The following is a 21,633-nucleotide window of genomic DNA, read 5'->3' as shown; positions in this document are numbered from 1 at the left end:
ACTTCCGGAACACAGGCGCCGAGACGTTCCTTACTCGTTGTCGATAGCGTCGCGGACTGCTGTCAACAGTGGCCCATGCGCCGTTTCAACAAGTTGCGACACCTGCTCCATCGTCGTCTCGTCTGGAGTCGCCACCAGCGCGAGGATCTCCCGCTGAAGGTCCAGCACACCAGCCGACAGTGGCCCCGGCGGGTCATTGTCCGGCGCGTCACGGACATCTTCATAGTCCAGCATGTCAAGGTGCTGGCAGATATCGCTGATTATGGTGGAGCACATGTCGGCCCACTCGCGAACCGCGTCCTCATCCATCTCGGGTTCGGTACGCATCACCATTTCCGCAGCCATTCCGAGCAATTCGCCCCGGTTACTCTCCTCGTCTTCCGGGAGTTCGCCGGTCTCCGGGTCTGCTGCGAACCGCGCCACCTCTGGCTGCGCGGCCAGGACCGGGACGAGGAGTTCGCTGGCAGGGGCGTGCAGGTCAACGTGAGCGAGGCTGCCAGCACCGAACGGCGCCGAGCTTGGAGTTTGGACAGTGGCAGCTTCGAAGACGGCCGAGGCCTGGCGAAGGCAGGAGAGTGCGACGACAGCGGCTCCGGCCGGAGTGGCTTGCCAAAGCTGCTGGTTGACTTCCTGCCATGGGTTCGTTGCAGGCATCACGGACTCCAGAACATGCGCCAAGGGGAGTTGTTCTTGCTGGCTCTAAAGCTCGGCCCGCCGACCTTCAGGCCGTTGCCGGTGAGGTCGGGGAAGCAGTTGCCCCAGCATATCCCGGTCGAGGTACCGCCCTCGACGATGCCCCATTCCTGGACGCCGGTGTTCTTGTTGAAGAGGTTGTTGATGATGGTTTCCTCGGCGTGGCCCTCGCCCTTGACGAAGATCTCATCCGGTCGCAGGCTGCCCTTGTTCCTCCAGCCTGTAGGCATGTAGGTCTTGTTGCTGGCGACCCAAACCTGCTCATCGCAGGTGCCGTCGGCGTTCGCCGCGAGTTTACGGACGCGGACCACCGAGGTGGTGCCGCTCCAACCCACGTCTTTCTGCAGGTTCTTGGCACGCAAGGCCATGTCGGCGGCGCCGCACATGGTTCCGCCGCCGGCCCCGTACAGACCGAAGGGGTCGATCCACGTGAACGGGTTGGGCACATACCCGTGGTCGTTGGGTGCGGCAACCAGCCCGAGCGGGTCGGGGCTCAGGTAGGCGGCAGTATCGGGGTCGTAGTAGCGGTGCAGGTTGTAGTGAAGGCCGGTCTCGTCGTCCAGGTATTGCCCGGGGAATCGCAGCGGGCAGTCGACACCGCGGTCGCCGGAGACCGATACCGTGCGGCCCCACACGCCGGTCGAGATGAACCAGGCGACGGCACCGTCCTCCCCGACCAACTCCGTCGGCGTGCCCACCAGGTCAGTGATGATCGCGTGGTACGCCTCATCGATCAGACGCTGGTCAGCGCCAGCAGCCCAGTTCCGCCGGATCTGGGCGACCGGGCGGAAACTGTCCGGCTCGTATTCCCAGGTGAGGGACTGCGCCGAACCGTCCGGGCCATGCACATGTTGTTCCGCCACCCGCATGCCGTCCCAGGTGAACAGCACGTTCTCGGCTGTCTCCCCGTTCGCTGCGACGCGGAACTTGCCAGTACGGCGACCCATGGGGTCGTACGTGTACCGCCAGACCGCAGCATCCGGCGTGGACACCTGCACCAGGTGGTCCTCGGCATCCCACTCGTACTGCCAGACTCGGCGACGGCCATCGAGGGTGCGGCGCACTGTACGGACCAAACGTCCGGCGGCATCGTGTTCGTAGGACGTGCGACCTGCAACTCGCGTCAGGGTCCTGTCCGTTTCCCGGGCGCCGCTGGTGTCGGCATCCGGGGTCTCGGCACGAGCCAGGTTCCCCAACGAGTCGTAGGCGAAAGACTCGCTCCAGGCGTCCGCGACAGCGCTTGTCACCCGGCCCAACTGGTCAGTCTGGAAACGGCGCGTTCCACGCAGCGAGTCCGTCTCCTCGGCGGGCATGTTGTCCCGCTGGTAGGTCCAGCTGCGTTGCATGGTCGGCGCCCCTTGAGGTTCGGCGCCAGCCCACAGGGCCAGACCGACGGGACGACCCGCAACGTCACGGGACACCGCGATCCGCGCGTCGGCCAGGGAGGTACTGCTGATCCGCCCGGCTGCGTCGAACTCGAACGCCAGGGTGCCGATCCCGAGGTCCAAGCCCCCCGCGCGCCCGGCGGCGTCATATGACCAGGTGGTCACAGATCCGGCGGGAGTGGCACGCCGGATTCGACGGCCAGCTAGATCGTATTCGTAGGTCACGGTCCGCTCGTCAACCGTTTCGCGGATGACGCGTCCGACCTCGTCCCGTGCGTAGCTCACGGCGGTTCCCGGGCCGGTTGCGGCCAACGCACGGCCGGTGGCGTCGTAGGAGTAGCTGTAGTCGCCTTGGGGGGTCTGTCGTGTGACAACCCGGCCCATCACGTCACGGGTCAGGACTATGCGTTGCCCGACGCCGTTGACCCGCTCCACCAAGTGTCCGGCATAGTCGTAACGATAGGAGAGCGTGCGGCCGATGAAGTCGGTTTCGGAGACCAGCTGACCGGCCGCGTTATGGGTGTAGGTCCACACCGCTCCGGCAGCGTTCGTGACGGACACGAGATTGAGCTCGGTGTCGAAGCTGAACTGGTGTCGGGATCCTCCGGCATCAGTGCGGGCGATGGTCTGGCCGAACGGCCCGATTTCGAAGGAGGTCACGCCGCCCTGGGAGTCGCGCTCGGCGATCGGCCGTCCGTCGGGGTCATAACTCCACTCAGTTCGCGCACCGTCCGGGCCTTCGTGCCACGTCTGCAGACCCTCGATCGTCCAGCCATTCCCACTGACGGCGCCGAGGGGATCAGTCATCGTGACAGCCCGCCCGAACACGTCGCGTACCGTCTCTGTCCTCGCTCCCACGGCGTCGGTGACCGCCACCGGGAGGCCGGCAGCGTCAGTGTCAAACCGCGTGGTGTTGCCCGTGGCATCAGTGAACGCGCAAAGCGCACCGTTCGCGAGGTACTCATACGAGGTGACAGCATCCGTGGGGTCCGTCACCGTCGTCAGGTTCCCGCGATCGTCGTATCCCTGGTGCCAGGCCGCGCCGTCCGGGGTGCGGATGGTGGTGAGGAGGTCGAAGTCGCCGTATTCAAACTCGATGACTCGACCGTCCGCGTACCGGGTTCGTGTCGTGTTCCCCCGAGCGTCGAGCTCGTGCGTCGTCCGGTGGCCAGTCGCATCCATGCTGGACAGTAGGCGACCATCGACGTCGTACTCGGTGTGGATGGCGTTGCCCAGAGGATCGGTGATAGACGCGACCCTGCCATTGGCGTCGTACCGGTAGCAGGTTGCATGACCGAGCGAGTCGACTACGGTGGTCTGGGAGCCCGGCCCGTACTCGAACGTGGCGGAAAGGTAACCGCCGTTACCGATCCCGCGGACCACTCTGCCGTCGGCGTCGTAATGGTAGCTGTACCGGTAGCCGACGCGGTCGACCCACGCCACGATCCGGGCCGCCTCGTCGTACTCATACCTGAAGGGCAGGCCGGACGAGTCGACGACGCCCGTGAGCCGCCCGCGGTCGTCGTACCGGTACTCCTTAATCGGGACTCCGCGATCAGTCCCATCGAGCAGGCGCAACGCGGAGATGCGGAGGCCGTTGGAGTAGGCCACGGTGTCGATTGCCACCCGGTACCGGGCGTGCTCTACCGCGATGGGCGTCCCGTCCTCGGCACGTACGAACGTGATGCGGTTCCCATTCCGGTCCGACAAGGCGATCAGGTCCCTGATCTGGCCCCGCTCGTCGCTGAAGTGGATCGTTGGGAAGTGGCGAACCCAGCCGGTCTCCGGGTCGGTGATGCGGATCTCGTCGGCTTCTCGATCCCACTCAAGCGGCCATCGAGGACCCTCGACGGGCAGGACCGGGTAGCCGTCAGCGCCGGGTTTGGCGTAAGTGAGCGTCTCGGCATCGTCACCGACGAAGTGAATGCCAGCCGCGTTGATGGCGATGCGCTGGTCGATCGTGCTGGCCCAGCCGGGCCCGAAGAGTCGGCCGGTCTCGTAACCGGAGTTATAGGCGCGACCTAGAACCACCGGCAGGACACCGGCCAGCTCAAGATCCACCTCTTCACTGATCATCCTGCCGGACACCACGTCCACGGGATCGCCGGCGCGGGTGCATCCCTTGTTGCCGAGGCGGCCAAGGAGATTCCCGCCGACCTTCTCGAGCGCTTTGCCGCCGAGATACGTCCCCGCCAACATTCCGGCAGACAAGAGGGCATCACCCCAGTGCCCCTGCATGCCGTCACCGACGATCTGCAAGCCGGTGCCGGCGAGTGCGATGAGGTTGTCGGCTTCGGCGAGGCCCGCAGTGATGACGTCCACACCGGGGATCCATGAGGTCGCCAGTGCCAGCACGTCCAAGAACGGCGCGAGGTCGTTGGCGATCTCAGCGATCTTGCCGCCCCACTCAGCCAGGTCCGCGCCGATGTGCTCCCACCAGTGCTTGTTGTGGATGCCATCAGACTGCGCATGGCGGATAGCGCTGGCGCACGCCTTGGCTGCGGCGATGCGGTCGTCGTGCGCCTGATTCGCCTGAGCGGTCAGGGCGGCCATGTGGGCCTTGGTGTTGTTCAGGTTGGTCTGCGCGGTGTCGTGCGCGGTCTGCGCGTCGGTGACAGCCTGCGGGTTGGGGCTGACGGCGTGGTTCTGCTGGGCCGTCTTCAGATCAGTGGCGGCGTTGTTGGCGGTGGCGGTGGCGCGTTGCAGATCAGCGTTGACATCCTGGGCCTGACGTAGCGCCGCGTCGGCTTTCGACTGCGCAGCTTGAAGCTGCGGCGCGTAAGCAGTCAGCGCGTCGGACGCCTCGCTGTAGGACGTATACAGCTTCTGCAACCGACCCGGCAACGGACCGAACTGGCCCTTGAACGCGTCAGCGGTCTGACCCACCCACTGCAAAGCAGTAGTGTCCGAGCCGAACGAGTTCAAGCTCCGATACGCCGACTCGACATCATGCGCGAAGTCGCCGAACGCCTTGGCCAGGGCCTGCACCGACTCCACCACACCCGGAGTCGGATCCCCATCCAGACCCAGGACATCCCAGCCGCTTGGACGCACCATCAGTCCCCTCCCCGTATGGCTTGTGCGTCAGAGACCGCGCTCATCTCGGCGCTGGCATCCGACACTGTTCCCCCCGCCTCCCCGCTCAGCGAGAACCGAGTCTACAAAAGCGATCACGACCCTGGTAACCCCAGAGTACGAATCAGTCACTTACCGTCCCTGCCTTGGGCGTCAGCCTCAGGGGAGTGCCGCGGCCGAATCGCCTCGACGACGGTAGCGGATAGCGATAACCGCCCTGTTCGGCCGTCGAGCACCTCCCGAACTGTTCGCAGCATCAGGACACCGGCCCTACCTACGGTCGCAGAGGCCTGATGCCGGCCGCATGGTGTGGATGCCGACGCATTGGAGGGCCTGCCGTTTCATGGACATCTCGACCCTGCTCCTTCCTGGAGCCCAGAAGCTCGCTCAAGCCATGCTTGGCGATGCCTGGAACCTGACGCGCGACGCCCTCGCTCGGCGCTGGGGGCGCGGTGATCGTGCCGCTACCGAGAAGGCCGCCACAGAGCTCGACAATTCACGGGAGCGCGCTCTGGCGCTGTTCGGCAGTGGGCAGACCGATGAGGCGCTGTTGAACGCGTTCATTGCTGGATACCTCGCGGCGTTGGCCCACGGCGAGCCCGAGCGGGTGCATGATCTCGTAAATCTGGACCCGGCCCCCAGGCCGTCGGAAGTGACAGTAGGCAACATCAACACCGGGCAGGTTGCGAAGCTTGCGCAGGTCGACGGCGACGTTCATGGCGGACTTCACATGTGAGACCGTGCCGCCGATCCACACTGAGAAAGTACCTATTTGCAGCTTTAGCGCCGCTCTAGTCCGACCTAGCAGCCGCCACGGGAGAGCTTGTGCCTGAAGATCCGCAGTCCATCGTCCCGATGTCAGCCACGAACGATCTGTCCGGGAAGGTATCAGGGCATGCGGTACAAGCTCGGTCGATGAGCGGTGGAGTCCACTTCCACGCCGCGGCCGACTGGGGCCCGGTGCCTCAGCAGCTGCCCGTACGCGCGGCGGTATTCGTGAACCGGGCCGCAGAGCTGGCTGCACTGGACCAGCATGCCGCCGAGTCCGGGCCCGGGATTGCTGTGATCGCGGGCGGCCCTGGCTCAGGCAAGACGGCGATAGCGTTGCAGTGGGCCCACGGCAACCGTAGCCGGTACGCGGACGGGCAGCTTTTCGTCAACCTCCGCGGTTACGACCCTGGCGCTCGACCGTCCACGGACGCGGTACTGGAGATGTTCCTGCGGGCGCTCCACGTCCCAGCGGGACAGATCCCTGCCGACACGGACGCGAAGGCGGCGCTGTACCGGTCGCTGCTGGCCGACCGGCACATGCTCGTCGTACTGGACAATGCCGCTGATACCGACCAGGTCCGCCCGCTGCTGCCCGGCACCCACGGCTGCGCCACTGTAGTCACCAGCCGCAGCCGACTCGCCGGCTTGACCGCGCGGGAAGGTGCCGCACGGCTGGATCTCATGGTCCTGCCGGAAGACGAGGCGATCGCACTACTACGCGCCGCCGCCGGACCCAAGCGCATCGACGCCGAGCCCGGCCCAGCCCGTGAGCTGGCCCTACTGTGCGGACATCTGCCGCTCGCGCTGCGGATCGCCGGCGACCACCTCGCCACCCACCCTTTCACCACGGTCACCGACCTCGTGGACGAACTCACGGAGGAAGGCCATCGTCTCGAAGGGGTGGACGGTGCTGAGGAGTCAGTGCGATCGGTCTTCTCGTGGTCCCAGGCGCTGCCTGATTCGTGGGCTCAGGCATTCCGGCTGTTGGGTCTCCATGTCGGTCACGAGATCGACACCGACGCAGCAGCGGCCCTCTTCGGTACAGGTCCCGCGGCATGCTCTGCTTGTGCGATCCGTCGGTACATGCTGGGCCTTACTCGACCAGCGACGTCCGTGAGTGCGAGGCGATGGACTGCACGGAGCTCATCGGGCTGCAGCTTGATAGCGGCGATTTGTTCGTTGGTGAGAACGCCACCGTCGAAGATAAACAAAATGGTCTCGCCCCAGACACCATGGCGCGGCTTCCAGTCCACAACCAGGAGCCGCCCGATCGGAAGGTCCGGTCCAAGCTCTTCCCGGACTTCGCGGACGCAGGCATCCAGCGGAGCCTCGTCAGCCTCGACCATGCCACCGGGAATCTCCAAGGTGGGCTTGTAGATCGGCTCGGCCATGAGGATTCGGCCCCGGCTGTCACGGAACAGTGCGCCGGCGGCGACACGTTTGTACGGCAGCCTTGCGGCAATCCCCGGATCGAACTCGACCTCCGGCTCACCTTCGGCCGCCATGTCCTGCTCGAAACTCACCGACACGCCACGCCCTCCGAGACCCGCTGGCTACTCCTCATCGAGGCTAACGCGCCGCCGGCGAGGTCACCCGAGTTCATACTCGACTGTTCACCATCAACGTCACCCATTCGGCTTTGCAGTGAGCCATTGTGCTTCGGACCCGGGTTCGTAGCCAGCGTGGGGAGTTACGCCGGTTCTGGCGGCAGGTGAGGAAGGTCGAAGGTCGTCCGCCGTGCCTGGCCGGGTGCCTTCCGGTACCTGGCTGCACTGTCCTGCTTACCTCTGGCAGAAGCGTGCCGTGTTCTCGTGCTGAGGAGTCGGTCACAGCCACAGCAGGGTGACCATGGTACCCGCGGTCAGGTACGGCCCGAGCGGGATCCGGCTCGTCAACCGGCCGCGGAACAACTGCACGACGCCCCAGACTGTCGCGATCCCCCACGCGACGACGAACCCCTCAACCACCGATCCCCAACTCCGCGCCCCGAGCGTGAGAGCGATGAGTCCGGCGAACTTCAGATCCCCGAGTCCGGTATCCGTGAACAGACACAGCAGCAGGAACAATCCGAGCACTACCCCGGCAGCCTCCACCGCCCTGGCCATCGCCGCGTCGTCGCCGAACCAGTAGGCGTTGAGGCCCAGGAGCGCCAGGATCGCCGGATAGGACGGCAGGGTGAGCCAGTCCGGCAGCCGCATCACGGCGATATCGATCGCTGCCAGCAGGGTGCCGACCATTGCGAAATAGCCGTAGACGATGAACTGGTCATCGCTATTCAGCCGGACGATCACCAGGAACAGTTCGACGTCAATGCACGCCAGGGCGGCGATCCACCCCCAGCGTGACATGCGGACCCGACGCCGTCCGCCATTCGCGACGTCGGGCTCCATGCCGCGATCGATGTAGGCCTCCGCGATCTGGTCCAACGCCGAACGGGTCGCGGGGGCCAGCTCCGACACCTGGGTGCCGGCGCTTCGTGCCTGTACGAGTGCGTCGGCCAGGCGGCGGGTCTGCGGCGAGGCGTTCGCAGCCCGCGACAAGAGACGGTTCGACATGTTTCAGGGACCCCTGCGGTCTCACCCGGCGGTCCGCCGGCGGTGCGATCCGGTATCAACCGGAGGACTGAGCCACCGTAGAAGGGGCAGGCCGTGTCCTGACCGGAGCAGCTGCCGTGTCGTGCAGGCCGTTACACGATCGGGTGAACCCATGATCCACCCGACAACGGGTGGATGAACGCGAACGACGCGTCTGCCGAGGCCGACGGACATACATCCGCGATCCTTGGGCGGCTGCTGCCGGACGGCGGCGACTTGGCCGACGCCCCGCAGGCGCAGAGACAGGACCGCGTTCGAAAGCAGGATCAGTCCACGTCGCTGAACTTCGACCGTCCGCCCCGCCTCGCAGGCCGCGCACGGCCCGTGGTGTTGTCGTCGCAGATCTGTACTCTGATCAGACCAGTGTTTCGCGGGGCGGCGACGCGGTCGAGGGGGCGGATATGGCGCGGGATGGTGCTGACTCCGAGGTGGTGCGATTCTGGCGGGCTGTGGAGATGTTCACCCCTCCGCCGATCCGCGATGAGCCTTCATGGGACAAGAAGGTGTTCAAGCTCGACATCAACGAAGTGCCGCCCTGGCATCCCGATCATCCGCTGGCCCGGATTCGGATCGATCCGGGGAAGGTTTGGCAGCACACCGTCTACGGCGGAGTCTTCGGGTTGGAACGGCTCCGTGACGTCATCGTCAGCGTCTTTGGGGACGATGCGCGCTACCGCGACGAGCGGCTGACCGGATCCTCCGCGGTGTTCGCGGTCTCGCTCAACGCGTCGGGTCGGCTCATTGACGGGTCCGAGGTGCTCTCGGCCTGCGGGTGGGCGGTCGGCAATACGCTGACAGTCGGTCCGCGCCGCCGGGCTTGGCTGAGCAGCGTCGACTGGGACACTGCGTGCGAGCAGTTCGCAGAGCGCACGGCGGCTCTCGGCGGCCCCGCGATTCCCGGGCTCGCGGAGAGCGAAGCAAACGATCTGACCGGCCGCATACGTTCGGCCGCGGCTAACGCGGCGAGTACCGGCGTGACCGCGATTGCTACGCCGGCCGCGACGTCCATCGCCGGGCCACTGGTCGGCGGGGCGGTTGGCAAGGCTGCCGGGGTTTTCGCGAAGAACGTCATCGAGCCGGGCGGGTCGGATTCCATGGATGACTTTGACAAGTGGATGAGCGGAGAGGAAGAAGAAGAGGCTCCTGACAAGCGCCGGCCGCTGACCGTCTTCGACCTGTTGGAGCTTCTCGATGAGCAGTGCGAACTGCTGGACATCGCGGAGGCGCTAGCGCCGTCGGAGATCTGGGTGGCCAGCAAGCTGGTTCACCGTAAGAGCGAGGAATCCGCCGACAACGACTTCCTCAACAGTTTTATCCTCCGCGACCTGGAGCGTGTCCACGGCGTCTTGGCCAAGGGCGACACGACGGCGACATTGAAGGCGTTTCTCCGGCCGGTAAGCGCAATCGACTTCCACTCCCGGGTCGATGTCCGCCAAGACCCATACACCGTTCTCGCTGAGGCCGTTCCTGAGAACACTCCGGAGGGCCGGTGGGTCACCAACGCTGAGCACGCGTTGGCGTTGAGCCAGCAGTTCGCGGTGAACCGGCTTCTGGACCCGGCGACCGAACGGTCTGTACCGGTGTTCGCGGTCAACGGACCGCCCGGTACTGGCAAGACGACGATGCTGCGCGACGTGATCGCGGCGCTGGTCGTCGAGCGGGCGACGAGGCTGGCAGCCTTGACGACACCGCAGTCGGCCTTTGCCGGCCCGACTCTGACGTGGAGCACCGAGTCGTGGCGCAGGTCGGTCCGGCCGCTGCGCCCAGAGCTGACCGGCTTCGAGATTGTGGTGGCTTGCGCGGGCAACGGAGCGGCAAAGAACATCACTCACGAGTTCCCGGGGCCGGACGGGATTGACGCTGCCTGGCGCGAAGACGCGCGCGACGTCGGCTACTTCGCTGACGCTGCATCCATCGTCCTGGGACTGGAGGAAGTCGAGCCGGACAAACAGGCCTGGGCCGCGGTTGCCGCCGCGCTGGGGAAGATGAGCCTGCGCAGGGAGTTCAGCGAGCGCTTCTGGTGGGGTGTGACGGCGAAAGAGGAAGTGGCAGCGGAGCGGGAGCGACGCAAGAAGGTCCCCACCGGTTTCGGACTCGGCGACATTCTGTCGCAGCAGAACAAGAATGGTGAGCGGATCGATTGGAAGGCAGCCGTGGCCCGGTTCAAGGCCGCGAAGGGTGCAGTGGACGCGTTGACCGCAGCCCGCCAGTCCGCTGCTGACGCCGCGGCGACCATCGGGGAGCACGACTCGCGACTCGCGAACCTGCACCATGCCATCAGTCAGCTCGACGAGGAGATCGAGCTCGCACGACCCGGAGTCGGGCAGGCGAAGATCGACGCCCAACTCGCCCAGGCCGACCTGAACAACCTCATTGAACTGAGAGACCGGCACCTCCAGGCCCAACCCAAGTTGTGGATAACCATCTCAACTCGGGGCAAAGCCGGGCGGACATGGTACGACCAAGACCAAGCCCTGGTGGTCGGCATCCACAACGCTGACGCCGTTCACGAATCGAAGCGAACGGCCGCGCGGGTTGCGACTGGCAGGTATGCGGAGCTTCATCGACGGCGAAACGACCTGGTCGATCAGCATGCGAACGCCTCCGTCCAGCTCGGTCAGGCCGAAGCCCGGTGGAAATCAGCACTGGAACACTGGCCAGGCTATGTCCCGACCGCCGACGTGATGGCCGACGACCGTCGCCGCGAACTGCTGGCACCGTGGAACGATCCCGAAATCGCTGCGGCCCGCACCCACCTGTTCCTAGAAGCGCTACGGCTCCACAAGCAGTTCCTGCTGGCCACGGCTGGAACCATGCGCCAGAACCTCCAGGCGGCCTTCGACCTCGTGACGGGCAACGGGCCACCGGACATCGCCGCGGCGACAGCCAAGGCAGCCTGGCAGTCGCTGTTTCTGGCCGTCCCGGTGGTCTCCACGACGTTCGCGTCGATGGGCCGGCTGTTCTCCCACCTCGGATCCGAAGACCTCGGCTGGCTGTTCATCGACGAGGCCGGTCAGGCCACGCCGCAGAACGCCGTGGGCGCGCTGTGGCGCGCGAAGCGGGCGGTCATCGTCGGCGACCCGCTTCAGTTGGAGCCGGTCGTTACGATCCCGCACACACTGCAGCAAGCACTACGCGAGCACTTCGGCGTGGCCAAGGAATGGCTGCCCGGCTGGACCTCCGTCCAGACCGTCGCCGACCGCCTGGCGCCGCACGGCACCTACCTCGAAATTGCCACCCGGGACGGAAGCGCCGAACAGACCTGGGTCGGAGCCCCACTGCGAGTGCACCGCCGCTGCGACGACCCGATGTTCACCATCAGCAACGACATCGCCTACGGCGGCGAGCTCATGGTCAACGGGAAGCCCCCGATCGCCCCGGAGAAGGACCCCTACCTCGGGCTCCAAGGTAGCCGCTGGGTCGACGTCCAGGCGGCGGCCGCTGGCAAGAGCAGCTGGATTCCCGAGGAGGGTGAGAAGCTGCGGGAGATCGTCGGATACCTGCGACGCAGAGGCGTCGACCTGTCCCGAGTCCGGGTCATCACCCCGTTCTGCGACGTCAGGGACGGCGTCAAGGCGTTGAAGCTCGGCCTGACCGTCAACGACTCCGTGGGAACGATCCACACGATGCAGGGCAAGGAGGCCGACATCGTGTTCCTGATGCTCGGCGGCGGGAATCAGGGACAGCGTGCCTGGGCCGCCGAGAAGCCGAACCTGCTCAACGTCGCCGTGTCGCGCGCGAAGCGAAGGCTGTATGTCATCGGCGACCGCGACCAGTGGATGAAGCTGCGGTACTTCAGCACCCTCGCCGCCCAATTGCCGGAATCGCCGAAGACGAACCAGGCCCGGAATAACTGATGCCACGCACCGACGACACAACGCCGAAGAGGTCGCTGGCCCTCCACAGGAGCCTGTTCGCGGAGCTCCCACAATTCGACAAACCGCTCCAGCGCGCCATCGTCGCCGCCGTCGAACGCTTCGAGCAGCACTCGCACGCCGGGTTGCATCTGGAGAAGATCGCCAGCGCCCGCGACCCGCGGATCCGCACGATCCGCATCACCGAGTTCTGGCGCGGCGTGGTGCTGACCCCCGAATCCGGCGGCTCGCACCTGCTGCTGTGGGTCTTGCCGCATGACGAGGCGATTTCCCGGGCCAAGCGGTACCGGGCCTCGGTCAACAGCGTCGACGGCTCGCTGGAGATCCGCGACGAAGCCATCCTCGACCAGTTCACGCCCGGCTTCCAGGCGCAGGCCGAACGTTCGGAGCGGCGGCTGTTCGCGCACGTCGGCGACGCCGACTTCCGGCGGCTCGGCATCGACGACGACATCCTGGCCACCGCGCGTCTGTTGACCGATCTCGACCAGCTGGACCGGGTCCGCAGGTCCATGCCGGCGTCTCAGATGGACGTCCTGGAGAACATCGCCTTGGGGATGACGGTCGAGCAGGCGTGGAAGGCGCTCACCGATGGCGAGGCGCTGAATGTCGACCCTGCGGACCTGGCCACCGCGTTGAGCCGGTCCAGTGGTGAGGTGGCGTTCTTCGACGACGCCGAGGAGCTGCGGGAGGTTCTGGAACGTCCCTTCGCGGCCTGGCGGATCTTTCTGCACCCGGCGCAGCACCGGGTGGCCTACCGGGCCTCGTATTCCGGTCCTGCGAAGGTGACCGGCGGCGCCGGCACCGGCAAGACGGTCGTCGCCCTGCACCGCGCGAACCACCTGGCCAGCCGTCCCGGTGTCGGCCCCGACGAGATTCTGCTCACCACCTACACCCGGAACCTCGCCGCGGCTTTGTCGGCGAATGCTGACATCCTGATCCCCCAACAGCATCGGACGAAGGTCCGGGTGGTGAACTTCGACAAGCTTGCCAACGAGATCGTGTCCGCGGCGAACGGGAAGCCGCCGGTCGTCCTGAACCGGGAGGCGGCGATCGGGCGCTGGCGCGACGCGGCGCTCAGGGCGGAACCCGGCGTCGCCCAGGAGTTCCTGCACGAGGAGTACGAGGAGGTCGTCCTCGCCCAGGGCATAGAGACCTGGGAGCGGTACGCCGCCGCGCAGCGTCACGGCCGCGGCACTGCGCTCGGAGCGCAGCAGCGCAAACCGATCTGGGACGTGATCCAGAAGTATCGCAGCGACCTGCGTCGCGATCCCCGGCGTACCTTCCTCGAGGTCATCCATGAAGCGGCCCAGATCCTCCAACAGCGCGAGGTCAAGCTGTTCCGGCATGTCATCGTCGACGAGGCGCAGGATCTCCATCCGGTCGTGTGGCGGATGCTGCGGGCCGCCGTGGCGCCCGGCGCCGACGACCTGTTCATCGCCGGCGACGCGCACCAGCGCATCTACGGCAACAAGGTCTCACTAGGGTCGCTAGGCATCGTGACGGCCGGGCGCTCGGCGAAGCTGCGGATCTGCTACCGCACGACCAGCGAGATCCTCGGCTACTCACTGCGGATGCTGGGCCACGACGATGTGGACGACCTCGAAGGCGGCTCTGACGACAACCTCGGCGTCCGCTCGGTCCGGCACGGCGTCCGGCCGACACTGTGGAAGTCTGCGTCGTCCGAGGAGGAGACGGCCAAGCTCGCCGAGCAGATCAGGGACTGGGAGAAGGCTGGCACACCGCTGCCGAGCATCGCGGTCGCGGCGCGGACCAACTCGATCGTCGTCGAGACGCTGATCGCGCTCGCTCAGGCAGGAATCAAGGTCACGCGCCTGGACAGCCAGAACACCGAGGGCGACGGTGTGCGCATCGGGACCATGCACGCCTTGAAGGGCCTGGAGTTCAGCCACGTCGTGTTGGCCTCGGTCAACGCCGACGTGCTGCCGGCCCCCTGGCTGTTCAAGCAGACGGACCGGGATCCGGCGGCCGCCGCCCGTGACCTGCACGCGGAGCGCTGCCTGCTGTACGTGGCGAGCAGCCGGGCCCGGGACAAGCTCGTCGTGTCCTGGCACGGCCGGCCCAGCCCGCTGCTGGACTGACAGTGTGCTCAGGCAGCAGCCGACGCCGAGCGCCCGGCCATGTCGGCGGCGATGCGGGCGATGTCTGCTAGCAGTCGCTCCGGCGGCTGGTCCAGGTCGAGCGCGTGTTGCACGATCCGGATCCCGGCGTTGCGGACCACATGCTCTGCCCGAGGCTCGTTGCCCTTGGCATAGACGAGGTGCCCGACGTCCAGGCCGAGGGTGGTGCAGTAAGCGAGCAGCTGATACAGGTCCGCGTCCGGGAAGCCGGCGGACTTTTCGGCCTTGTACTTGGCGTCGGCGACGCTCAGCGGCCGGCCGGAGTCTGCGTACCACACCAGATCCGGACGCATCCGGACCGCGTCGGCGACGTCGAGGAAGTGCGTGGCCTGTGCCTTTGACGTTCCGCCGTGCGGTTGCAGCGCGGCGGCCAGGGCGGCGGTGACGAAGTCCTCGAACAGTTTCGCGGTGTCGAAAATGAAGCCGTCGACGGTTACCGCGCCCTCCAGAAGCTCGACCGAAGCTCCCCGCAGTACCAGCTCGGCCAAGTACAGCGCCGACTGGTAGCGGACATTCAGCCGAGTGGGTTGCCACTGCGGCACACGGTGCCCGCGAACCAGCGGCGTCACGGTGGCCAGCCGGGCCCGCAGACGAAGCAGCCGAGGACGCACCGGCCCGCCGGCCCCCGGAAGCCGCAGCAGCCGTTCTGTGGCAGCGGCCAACAGCTGGTTCTCGGCGATGTCGGTCGTGAACTCGTCGAAGGCCACCTCGACCGGGATCTGCCGCCCGAACCGCCGCCGGATCTGCTCGGCCTCCAGGACCCGGCCCCGGACGACGAGGGCTGACTCCTCGGTGTGTCGATAGCCCTGAAGAAGCCCTTGTCTCAATGCGCGGTCGGCTTGCCGTTCGAAGGCGTGGGCGAGCGCGGGCAGCAGCTCGCTCTGCTCGGCGACTTCGACCTGGTCATCGCGCCAACCCTTCGGGTTCTGGGCGTAACCGAGCAGGAAGAACAGCCGCCGAATCGGCACCTTCGGGGCGATCCGTAGCTCGATCGGAGCGCCGCCGGCAACCGCGATCCGCGCCACGCCGACCTTCGCCCTGGCTCGCAGCCGCCACAGATCCTCCTGCCAAAGGTCAGGTGTGGCGTCGACGAGCCTCGACGCGGCGAGCGCCCGCCCTTGGGCGGCGGACAGTCCGTGCGTCGTCGGCTCGCCCAACTCGATCAGCTCGACGCGTCCGACCAGATCGACGCGTCCGACCAGATCGACCGACCTGGGGCGAGTCACCCCGACGCCGCTTCGTCGTCGCTCCCGGCGTGGGTCGCTGACGCCGCGCCGGCTTCCAAAGCCTCGGCCCTGGCAAGTGCCCGGCGCAGCGCTGGCAGGCCGTAGCGATTACCGATGTCGACGCCTTCGCCATAGTGGTGTTCCTCGAGTAGCGGCAGGATCTTTGTCCGCCAGGCCCGTTCCAAGCCGCCGTCCCGGTAGACGCCCTTCTTCATCAGGTAGGACGGCCCGATCCGGAAGTCCTTGTCATCGATCCGCCGGTTGAGCTCGTCCAGCAACAGCGCGGGCTCGAGGTCATGTCCCTCCGCGACGAGCCAGCGCCGCAGCAGTCCAGCGGTCGGCTCGGCGTCCGGCGACAACTCGACGAAGGAGAACCGTCGCCGCATTGCCGCGTCGACCAACGCGATGGAGCGGTCGGCAGTGTTCATCGTCCCGATGATGAACAGGTTCTGCGGCAAGAAGAACGTCTCGGTCGAGTAGGTGAGACGCACCGACCGCTTTCGGTACTCAAGCAGGAAGTACAGCTCACCGAAGACCTTCGCCAGATTGGCCCGGTTCAGCTCGTCGATGATCAGGAAATAGGGGACATGGCGGTTGCCCTCGCGAGACGCGCGCTCAGCGATGTCCCGGAGCGGACCTGCGGTCAGCCGGAACGCCACCTCGCCGCTCTTGTCGTCCTCCCGGGGACGGAAACCCTCGAAGAAGTCCTCGTAGGCATAGGAGGGATGGAACTGCACCAGTTCGACGTTCTCGGTGCCGCCGGCCAGGTGCTCGGCGAGTGCTTGGGCCAAGTATGTCTTGCCAGTGCCTGGTGGCCCGTAGAAGACGATCTGCTTCTCGTCTTCTAGGAGTTGACGGACCTCGGTCAACCAGAGCAGGTCGACATGCAGCCGCTCGGCGACGTCCTGGTCGAAGTCGGGGAGTTCCAGCTCCCGCAGCGGCGAGACGGGAAGTTCGACGGTCTCGGCCGCGGCCTCGACGCCTACCGCGTCGTCGTCGAAGGGCTCGGTCCGCAGGGCGTCAATGAGGTCTGCGACGCCGGTCAGATCGACGACCTCATGCTGGTCCGACAGCCGGGCCTGGACGTCGTCGGGAAGCCCGTCGAAGTCGAACGAGGCCGCGGCCCACTCCACGGCACGGCGCAGGTTCGACCTGCCGCCGTCGGACGCCATCTGGATCGCGTCGCTGGAGATCGTGCCCATCCACACCTGGCCGCCGGAGATGGTGACGACGGTGTGGCCCGGCTTCATCCGAGCTAGGAAGGCGTGGATCGCCTCGGTGAGATCGACCTTCTGGTTGTAGGTCGCCGAGGTGTCATAGTCCTCCTCGATGCAGGAACGGATCATCTCCTTGGAAGGGAACCCATCGATCCCCGAGCGGAGGCGCGACGCCGACAGCGAGACGAACCCGTCCGGCAGCCACATCCGCGTGACAAGGTCGAGGCCGTTGACGTTCGAACCGCGGACCAACCACGCGGCCGTCCTCGGCCCCTGCCAGGAGACATCCATGAAGTCTTGGAGTGGTCGGCCGTCCGCCGTCTGCCAGCGAGCCAGACTATTGGCCGCACTTCCGGTGACGAACTCTGCGGCGGCGCCCGGCGATCCGAAGTCAAGATCTCGCGTCGTCTCTAGACAGCCTGGATATGTGCCGGACTCCACGAGGTCACGTGTGAAGAGGTCCTCGTCGGCGTCGATGACGAGCATCTCGGTCTCATAGGTAGGCAGCGCCAGTCCCATGTGGCGGACCGGCGAGTGAGCCGTGAGGATGAACCTCTTGCTTCCATTGGTGCCGCGCTCGTCGAGGAGACGGCCGAGCGCAATCGGACCGTTGTTCGGCAGGCGCAGCTGAAACTCTGGATATTCGGGCACTGCTTGGCTTCCCCTTGGACTTGAGCTAATGACGGACGGGGTGGCGAGGGCCTTCCCCGGGCGGTGGGTCGAGGATCGTCTGGTATACGGTGCCGGTCGCGATCGACGCTGCCATGGCGTCGTAGACCTCGAGGATCAGGTCCTTGGTGCGGAAGGTGCCGTAGGTGGCCTCGTCGTTGCGCTTGACGAGTGGGAATGTCTCCATGATGTAGTTCACGTCGTCGCGCTTGATCCCGTACAGGTGGAAGAACCCGGCATCGAGTTCGGCGCGGAGCCTGAAGCGCCGTTCCTCGTCCCAGCGGAACGGAGCTCCGGTATCGCCTAGATCGTTGGCGAAGGGCTCCATGGCGAAAGCGGTGTACACAAGCTCGAGCACGCGAGGGGTGACAAATATGGCGTCTATTTCTTCAGGCGGAGGCGCCGCTATTTGGTTGAATATAAAATAGCCGAGCGAGAGCCCGCTGATCTTCTGCCGCACAACGTAGTCACAGGCGAATGACGACAAAACGGACTGAAGGAAATGCGCTCTGTCCTTGGTGGTTATCAGCATGAACTTGTGGCCGACGGCGACTCGCGGAACGGCCATGGTAATCAAGGTGCGCTCATCCGTGGCTCGACAGACATCCCGCCATCCCAAGAACCACGGATCAAGCCAGCCCTTCTCGGCCAGCCTCAGATCGAGGTCGGCCTTCGGGATCCAGTAGCGGGGAAGGACCGAAAATTCGGGATCGGACTTCTCCGCAGCACTTGCCCGAGGCAGTACACTATCCACCCTTTCGGTAGACCGGTTTCGATAGTCGCCAAATCGGAAGTCGAAAATGCTCACCATCTTCGCTTCGTATAGAGGTATCATTTCTTCGACATCTCGAATGAAAGCGCTTCCGGAGAGATCCCAGCCATCGCGCTCGAGTTCATCACGAGTTCGAAACCTGCTGGAGTCCGTGGACATATCGAACATTCGCAAGAAAGCGATGCCCCATGGATTGCTATGGTCAGACTCTCGAAACAGGACTGGGAAACGCCTGTAGATATCGAGAGTGATGTCCGCGTCGCGTCGGGTTTTAAATGTCGGGCAGGTCCCGGTATTCGGATTGAGGAGTCGGATCTCGCGAGGTGATAGGCTGTAAACCCGATCGCCTTGCGACAGTTCATCGGGAATTCCGATATCAAATGCGAATCGCGCCTCCGGTATTGGTGAATCTAGTCCAGCAAAGGCAAATAGACAAAACCTCACATCACCATGCCCGACGCCCCTAAAGAGGCCCTTATTATTTCTGAAGCCGTAGACGTGGATAAGCTGACTGCTGGCAATGATTTTCTCAATGAAGGGTGCTGTAGTAGCATCCGTCGCGATGCCACTCGGGAGAACCATCCCACATCGCCCTGTAGGGCATATTACGCTTCTAGCAACCTCACCGAATATCGCGTAGGTGTTAATATCACCTCGACCCGTCAGCGGATATCTATCGGATTTCCGCACGACATGGCTCTCGCCCTCAGCCCGCCGCTTCGCAGCGCTGAACTCGCCAAAGAGCTCGGGCCGGTCGTTCGCCAGCCCGGCAATGAGCCGCTGTCGGGCCGCCGCGTTTGGTGCTGTGGCGACCTCCACGTCGCGCGTGGCGAAGAACTCCTGTTCCTGAAGCTTGATCCGCTCCCAGGGCGGGTTGCCGAGCACACAGGAGAACCCGCCGGACCAGCCGGTTTGCGGATCGACCTCACTGCTCCCGCTGACCTCGAAGATCTCCGGGAATTCGAGGTGCCAGTGGAAGAATTTGTACTCCTCGCTGAGCCGCACGACCTCGTCGCTGCTGGCCTGGGGGATGCCGACCGATTCGACGTCCTCCAATGCCATTAGCTTGCCGTGGGTGATCGGCTCCGGTGCGTCGGGCGTCTTCTTCCACACGAACGCCGCGCACCAGGCGTCGGCGACGTTGCGCGCGTGCAGGTACTCCGGCGACTGCTCCAGCGCGCGGAACTTCGACGACTGCAGGTGCACATCCCGCAGCGTCTCAGCCGGTCCGCCGGTGATGCTCCGGAATCCGCGCGCGAAACCGGCATTGGTGACCTTGATGCCCTCGTCAATGTCGAACAGCGTGTGCTGTCCGCTGCGTTCGCGGGCGTTGAGCTTCTTCAACTGGGTGACGAACTTCTTGTCGTCGCCTTCGATCGCGGTGAACGCCGTGTCCGGGATCCCGTCGGCCAACAGTTTCGGCGTCACCCCTAGCAGGGAGTTGCCGTGCTTGATGTGCGCGTCGAGGAAGCCCAGGGGTTTGCCCGGCTCCAGCGCCTCGAGCCACAGCGATACCTTGGCCAGCTCCACGGCCATCGGGTTGAGATCTACTCCGTAGATGCTTCGCGCGGCGACTTCGCGCAGCGCGTGCCGCGTGGCCTCGATCGTGGGCTCGGGGCTGCCCTCCCGCACGGCGGCGAGGCGTTTGGCGATGCGACGGGCGGCGGCGACGAGGAAGTGTCCGGAGCCGCAGGCCGGGTCGCAGACCGTGACCTTCAGTAGTTCGGCTTCGATGTCGCCGTTCTGCTCGCCGCATTTCTGGGCAGCATCGAGGACCGGGTCAAGCGCCGATTCCAGCAGCACCTCGATTAGCGCCGACGGGGTGTAGTAGGAGCCGGTGATCTTGCGGGCGTTGCCGGCCAGTTCGGCGAGGGTGAACTCGCGGGAGCTGGGGTCGTGCCGCGGGACGGATTCCAGCAGGGATTCATAGACCGAGCCGAGTTCCTCGGCGCCGAGGTGCCGGTAGTCGACGACGCGGTTGCGCTTGGCCGTGGTGTCGTGCACGACCGACAGGGCACGTATCGCCTCCAGCAGTGGTTCGTTGCCCAGCCATGCATTGGTCAGGGGCCGATCGTCTTCGGTGTCCTCGAAGATGCCGCCGAGGGCCGGCAGGCCGAGCTGCGGGAGTCCGCCCTCCTGGCCGACGCCGCGCAGTACCAGCAGCAGCGCCTCCCACAGGTCGCTGTGCGCGCTGCCGCGCACGCGCCGTGCGGTGCGGCGCAGTCGCGCGGTGGAGTAGTACTTCTCGTAGCGCTGCCGGGCGACCGGGTCGGCGTCGGCGGGGATGAGGACGTCGCGGTCCTCGGCGACGAACAGGAATAGCAGGCGGTAGACCAGGCGCAACAGCGCGTGGTGGAAGTCGCGGACGTTCAGGTTGTCGCGCAGGTCGGTGTTGTCCGGATCGGACAGAAAACCAGTTCCCAGGGCCTCAATCGCCTTCTTGACGCCGACGCGCAGCTGCTCCAAAGCCCGGGTGCCGTCGTTGATCGCGGCGTTGCGCCAGGTTTCCAGCCAGCAGGAGGCGGCTGATTCGGAATTCTCCCGCAGTTCGAAGCGCGAGACGTGCAGCAGCCGATAGAGCAGCACGAAGTCACTGAACAGTTCGCCGTCGAAGATGGCTTCGAGGTCGAATTCGACGTAGGAGGCACCGATCAGGGAGGTGGAGTCGCGCAGGAGTCGCAGGACCTTGCCGTTGCTCAGCAGTCCCCACAGGTGGGCCGAGGAGCGGTTCAGTAGTTCCTGCATCTGCGATTGCGGCGCGGTGCCGGCTGCTCCGGTGACTCCGTCGATCCGGCGGTCCGCGTCGGTACCCCAGCCGATCAGCTGGATGGGGACGTGTTCCCAGCGGTGGGAGATCTGAAAGACGCGTGTGGTGTCGTTCGAGATCAGGTTGGTGGCGCCGAGCGGGGTCAAGCGACCGTAGCCGAGTTCGGTGAACAGCGGCAGCAGCCACTGTTGGATCGCGATGCCAGTGGGGTCGGCGGCGTCTCGGCCGAGCTGGTCGCGCAGCGCCTGCCAGACGCCCTTGAGGTAGGACCAGTGTCGCGCGGCTTCGTCTTGGACCGTAACCCCGCGTAGCGCGATGTGGTAGTCACCGGCAGTCGTGCCCTTGAGATCGCGGTCGCGGCTGTCAGCTATTCGCCGGAGCATGTCGGCCGGGAGCAGGCCGCCGACGGTGTGGACGGCCGTGGTCACAGCATTTCGAGTGGTCATGGTGG

General features: G+C 65.7%; 10 protein-coding genes and 1 pseudogene. 4 read left to right on the top strand and 7 right to left on the bottom strand.

Going from position 1 to position 21,633, the window contains the following annotated elements:
* Positions 1 to 30 precede the first annotated feature (30 nt).
* Entirely contained in the window at positions 31 to 654 is a 624-nt protein-coding gene (locus tag ABH935_RS20510) for a hypothetical protein (protein WP_370379519.1), read from the bottom strand.
* Entirely contained in the window at positions 654 to 5,135 is a 4,482-nt protein-coding gene (locus tag ABH935_RS20505; RefSeq protein ID WP_370379518.1) for an RHS repeat-associated core domain-containing protein, read from the bottom strand. The genes ABH935_RS20510 and ABH935_RS20505 overlap by 1 nt, the downstream gene beginning before the upstream one ends.
* A 361-nt stretch (positions 5,136 to 5,496) precedes the next feature.
* On the opposite strand from ABH935_RS20505, the gene ABH935_RS20500 reads away from it, so the two are divergent.
* Positions 5,497 to 5,889: a hypothetical protein gene (locus tag ABH935_RS20500; protein WP_370379517.1), complete on the top strand. Its 393-nt coding sequence runs from the start codon at positions 5,497 to 5,499 to the stop codon at positions 5,887 to 5,889.
* A 119-nt stretch (positions 5,890 to 6,008) separates the two neighbouring features.
* Positions 6,009 to 6,857, top strand: a pseudogene (locus tag ABH935_RS20495) (NB-ARC domain-containing protein); the annotation flags it as partial.
* Between the two features lie 68 nt (positions 6,858 to 6,925).
* On the opposite strand, the gene ABH935_RS20490 reads toward ABH935_RS20495, so the two are convergent.
* Positions 6,926 to 7,447 carry an NUDIX domain-containing protein gene (locus ABH935_RS20490; RefSeq protein ID WP_370379516.1) on the bottom strand — a complete coding sequence of 174 codons (522 nt, stop codon included), beginning with the start codon at positions 7,445 to 7,447 and terminating at the stop codon, positions 6,926 to 6,928.
* A gap of 303 nt (positions 7,448 to 7,750) precedes the next feature.
* Positions 7,751 to 8,479 (bottom strand): prepilin peptidase, encoded by a 729-nt coding sequence (locus ABH935_RS20485; protein WP_370379515.1) that lies wholly within the window; start codon positions 8,477 to 8,479, stop codon positions 7,751 to 7,753.
* A gap of 494 nt (positions 8,480 to 8,973) precedes the next feature.
* Between ABH935_RS20485 and ABH935_RS20480 the strand changes: the two genes are divergently transcribed.
* Complete coding sequence (locus tag ABH935_RS20480; RefSeq protein WP_370379712.1) at positions 8,974 to 12,375, top strand: DEAD/DEAH box helicase; 3,402 nt, start codon at positions 8,974 to 8,976, stop codon at positions 12,373 to 12,375.
* On the top strand, positions 12,375 to 14,492 hold the full coding sequence (locus tag ABH935_RS20475) for a UvrD-helicase domain-containing protein (protein ID WP_370379514.1): 2,118 nt from the start codon (positions 12,375 to 12,377) through the stop codon (positions 14,490 to 14,492). The genes ABH935_RS20480 and ABH935_RS20475 overlap by 1 nt, the downstream gene beginning before the upstream one ends.
* A gap of 8 nt (positions 14,493 to 14,500) precedes the next feature.
* On the opposite strand, the gene ABH935_RS20470 is transcribed toward ABH935_RS20475, so the two are convergent.
* From ABH935_RS20470 to ABH935_RS20460, 3 genes are read right to left on the bottom strand one after another with little or no spacing between them, the layout of a single operon-like run.
* Positions 14,501 to 15,757 carry an McrC family protein gene (locus tag ABH935_RS20470; protein ID WP_370379513.1) on the bottom strand — a complete coding sequence of 419 codons (1,257 nt, stop codon included), beginning with the start codon at positions 15,755 to 15,757 and terminating at the stop codon, positions 14,501 to 14,503.
* Entirely contained in the window at positions 15,754 to 17,625 is a 1,872-nt protein-coding gene (locus tag ABH935_RS20465; RefSeq protein WP_370379512.1) for an AAA family ATPase, read from the bottom strand. The genes ABH935_RS20470 and ABH935_RS20465 overlap by 4 nt, the downstream gene beginning before the upstream one ends.
* A 25-nt stretch (positions 17,626 to 17,650) precedes the next feature.
* A complete protein-coding gene (locus tag ABH935_RS20460; protein WP_370379511.1) occupies positions 17,651 to 21,628 on the bottom strand; it encodes an N-6 DNA methylase in 3,978 nt (1,325 codons plus the stop codon).
* Positions 21,629 to 21,633: the final 5 nt, after the last annotated feature.

It is taken from the genome of Catenulispora sp. GAS73 (assembly GCF_041262085.1).
Classification (GTDB): Bacteria; Actinomycetota; Actinomycetes; order Streptomycetales; family Catenulisporaceae; genus Catenulispora.
Note: the sequence above shows the minus strand (reverse complement) of the source record. Positions and strands in the feature narration are given on the sequence as shown.

What these genes read in the sequence shown, in the direction of transcription:
- ABH935_RS20510 (WP_370379519.1), bottom strand. Translation starts at nt 654, where the DNA reads ATGCCTGCAACGAACCCATGGCAGGAAGTCAACCAGCAGCTTTGGCAA.
- ABH935_RS20485 (WP_370379515.1), bottom strand. Translation starts at nt 8,479, where the DNA reads ATGTCGAACCGTCTCTTGTCGCGGGCTGCGAACGCCTCGCCGCAGACC.
- ABH935_RS20480 (WP_370379712.1), top strand. Translation starts at nt 8,974, where the DNA reads ATGTTCACCCCTCCGCCGATCCGCGATGAGCCTTCATGGGACAAGAAG.
- ABH935_RS20460 (WP_370379511.1), bottom strand. Translation starts at nt 21,628, where the DNA reads ATGACCACTCGAAATGCTGTGACCACGGCCGTCCACACCGTCGGCGGC.
- ABH935_RS20500 (WP_370379517.1), top strand. Translation starts at nt 5,497, where the DNA reads ATGGACATCTCGACCCTGCTCCTTCCTGGAGCCCAGAAGCTCGCTCAA.
- ABH935_RS20475 (WP_370379514.1), top strand. Translation starts at nt 12,375, where the DNA reads ATGCCACGCACCGACGACACAACGCCGAAGAGGTCGCTGGCCCTCCAC.
- ABH935_RS20505 (WP_370379518.1), bottom strand. Translation starts at nt 5,135, where the DNA reads ATGGTGCGTCCAAGCGGCTGGGATGTCCTGGGTCTGGATGGGGATCCG.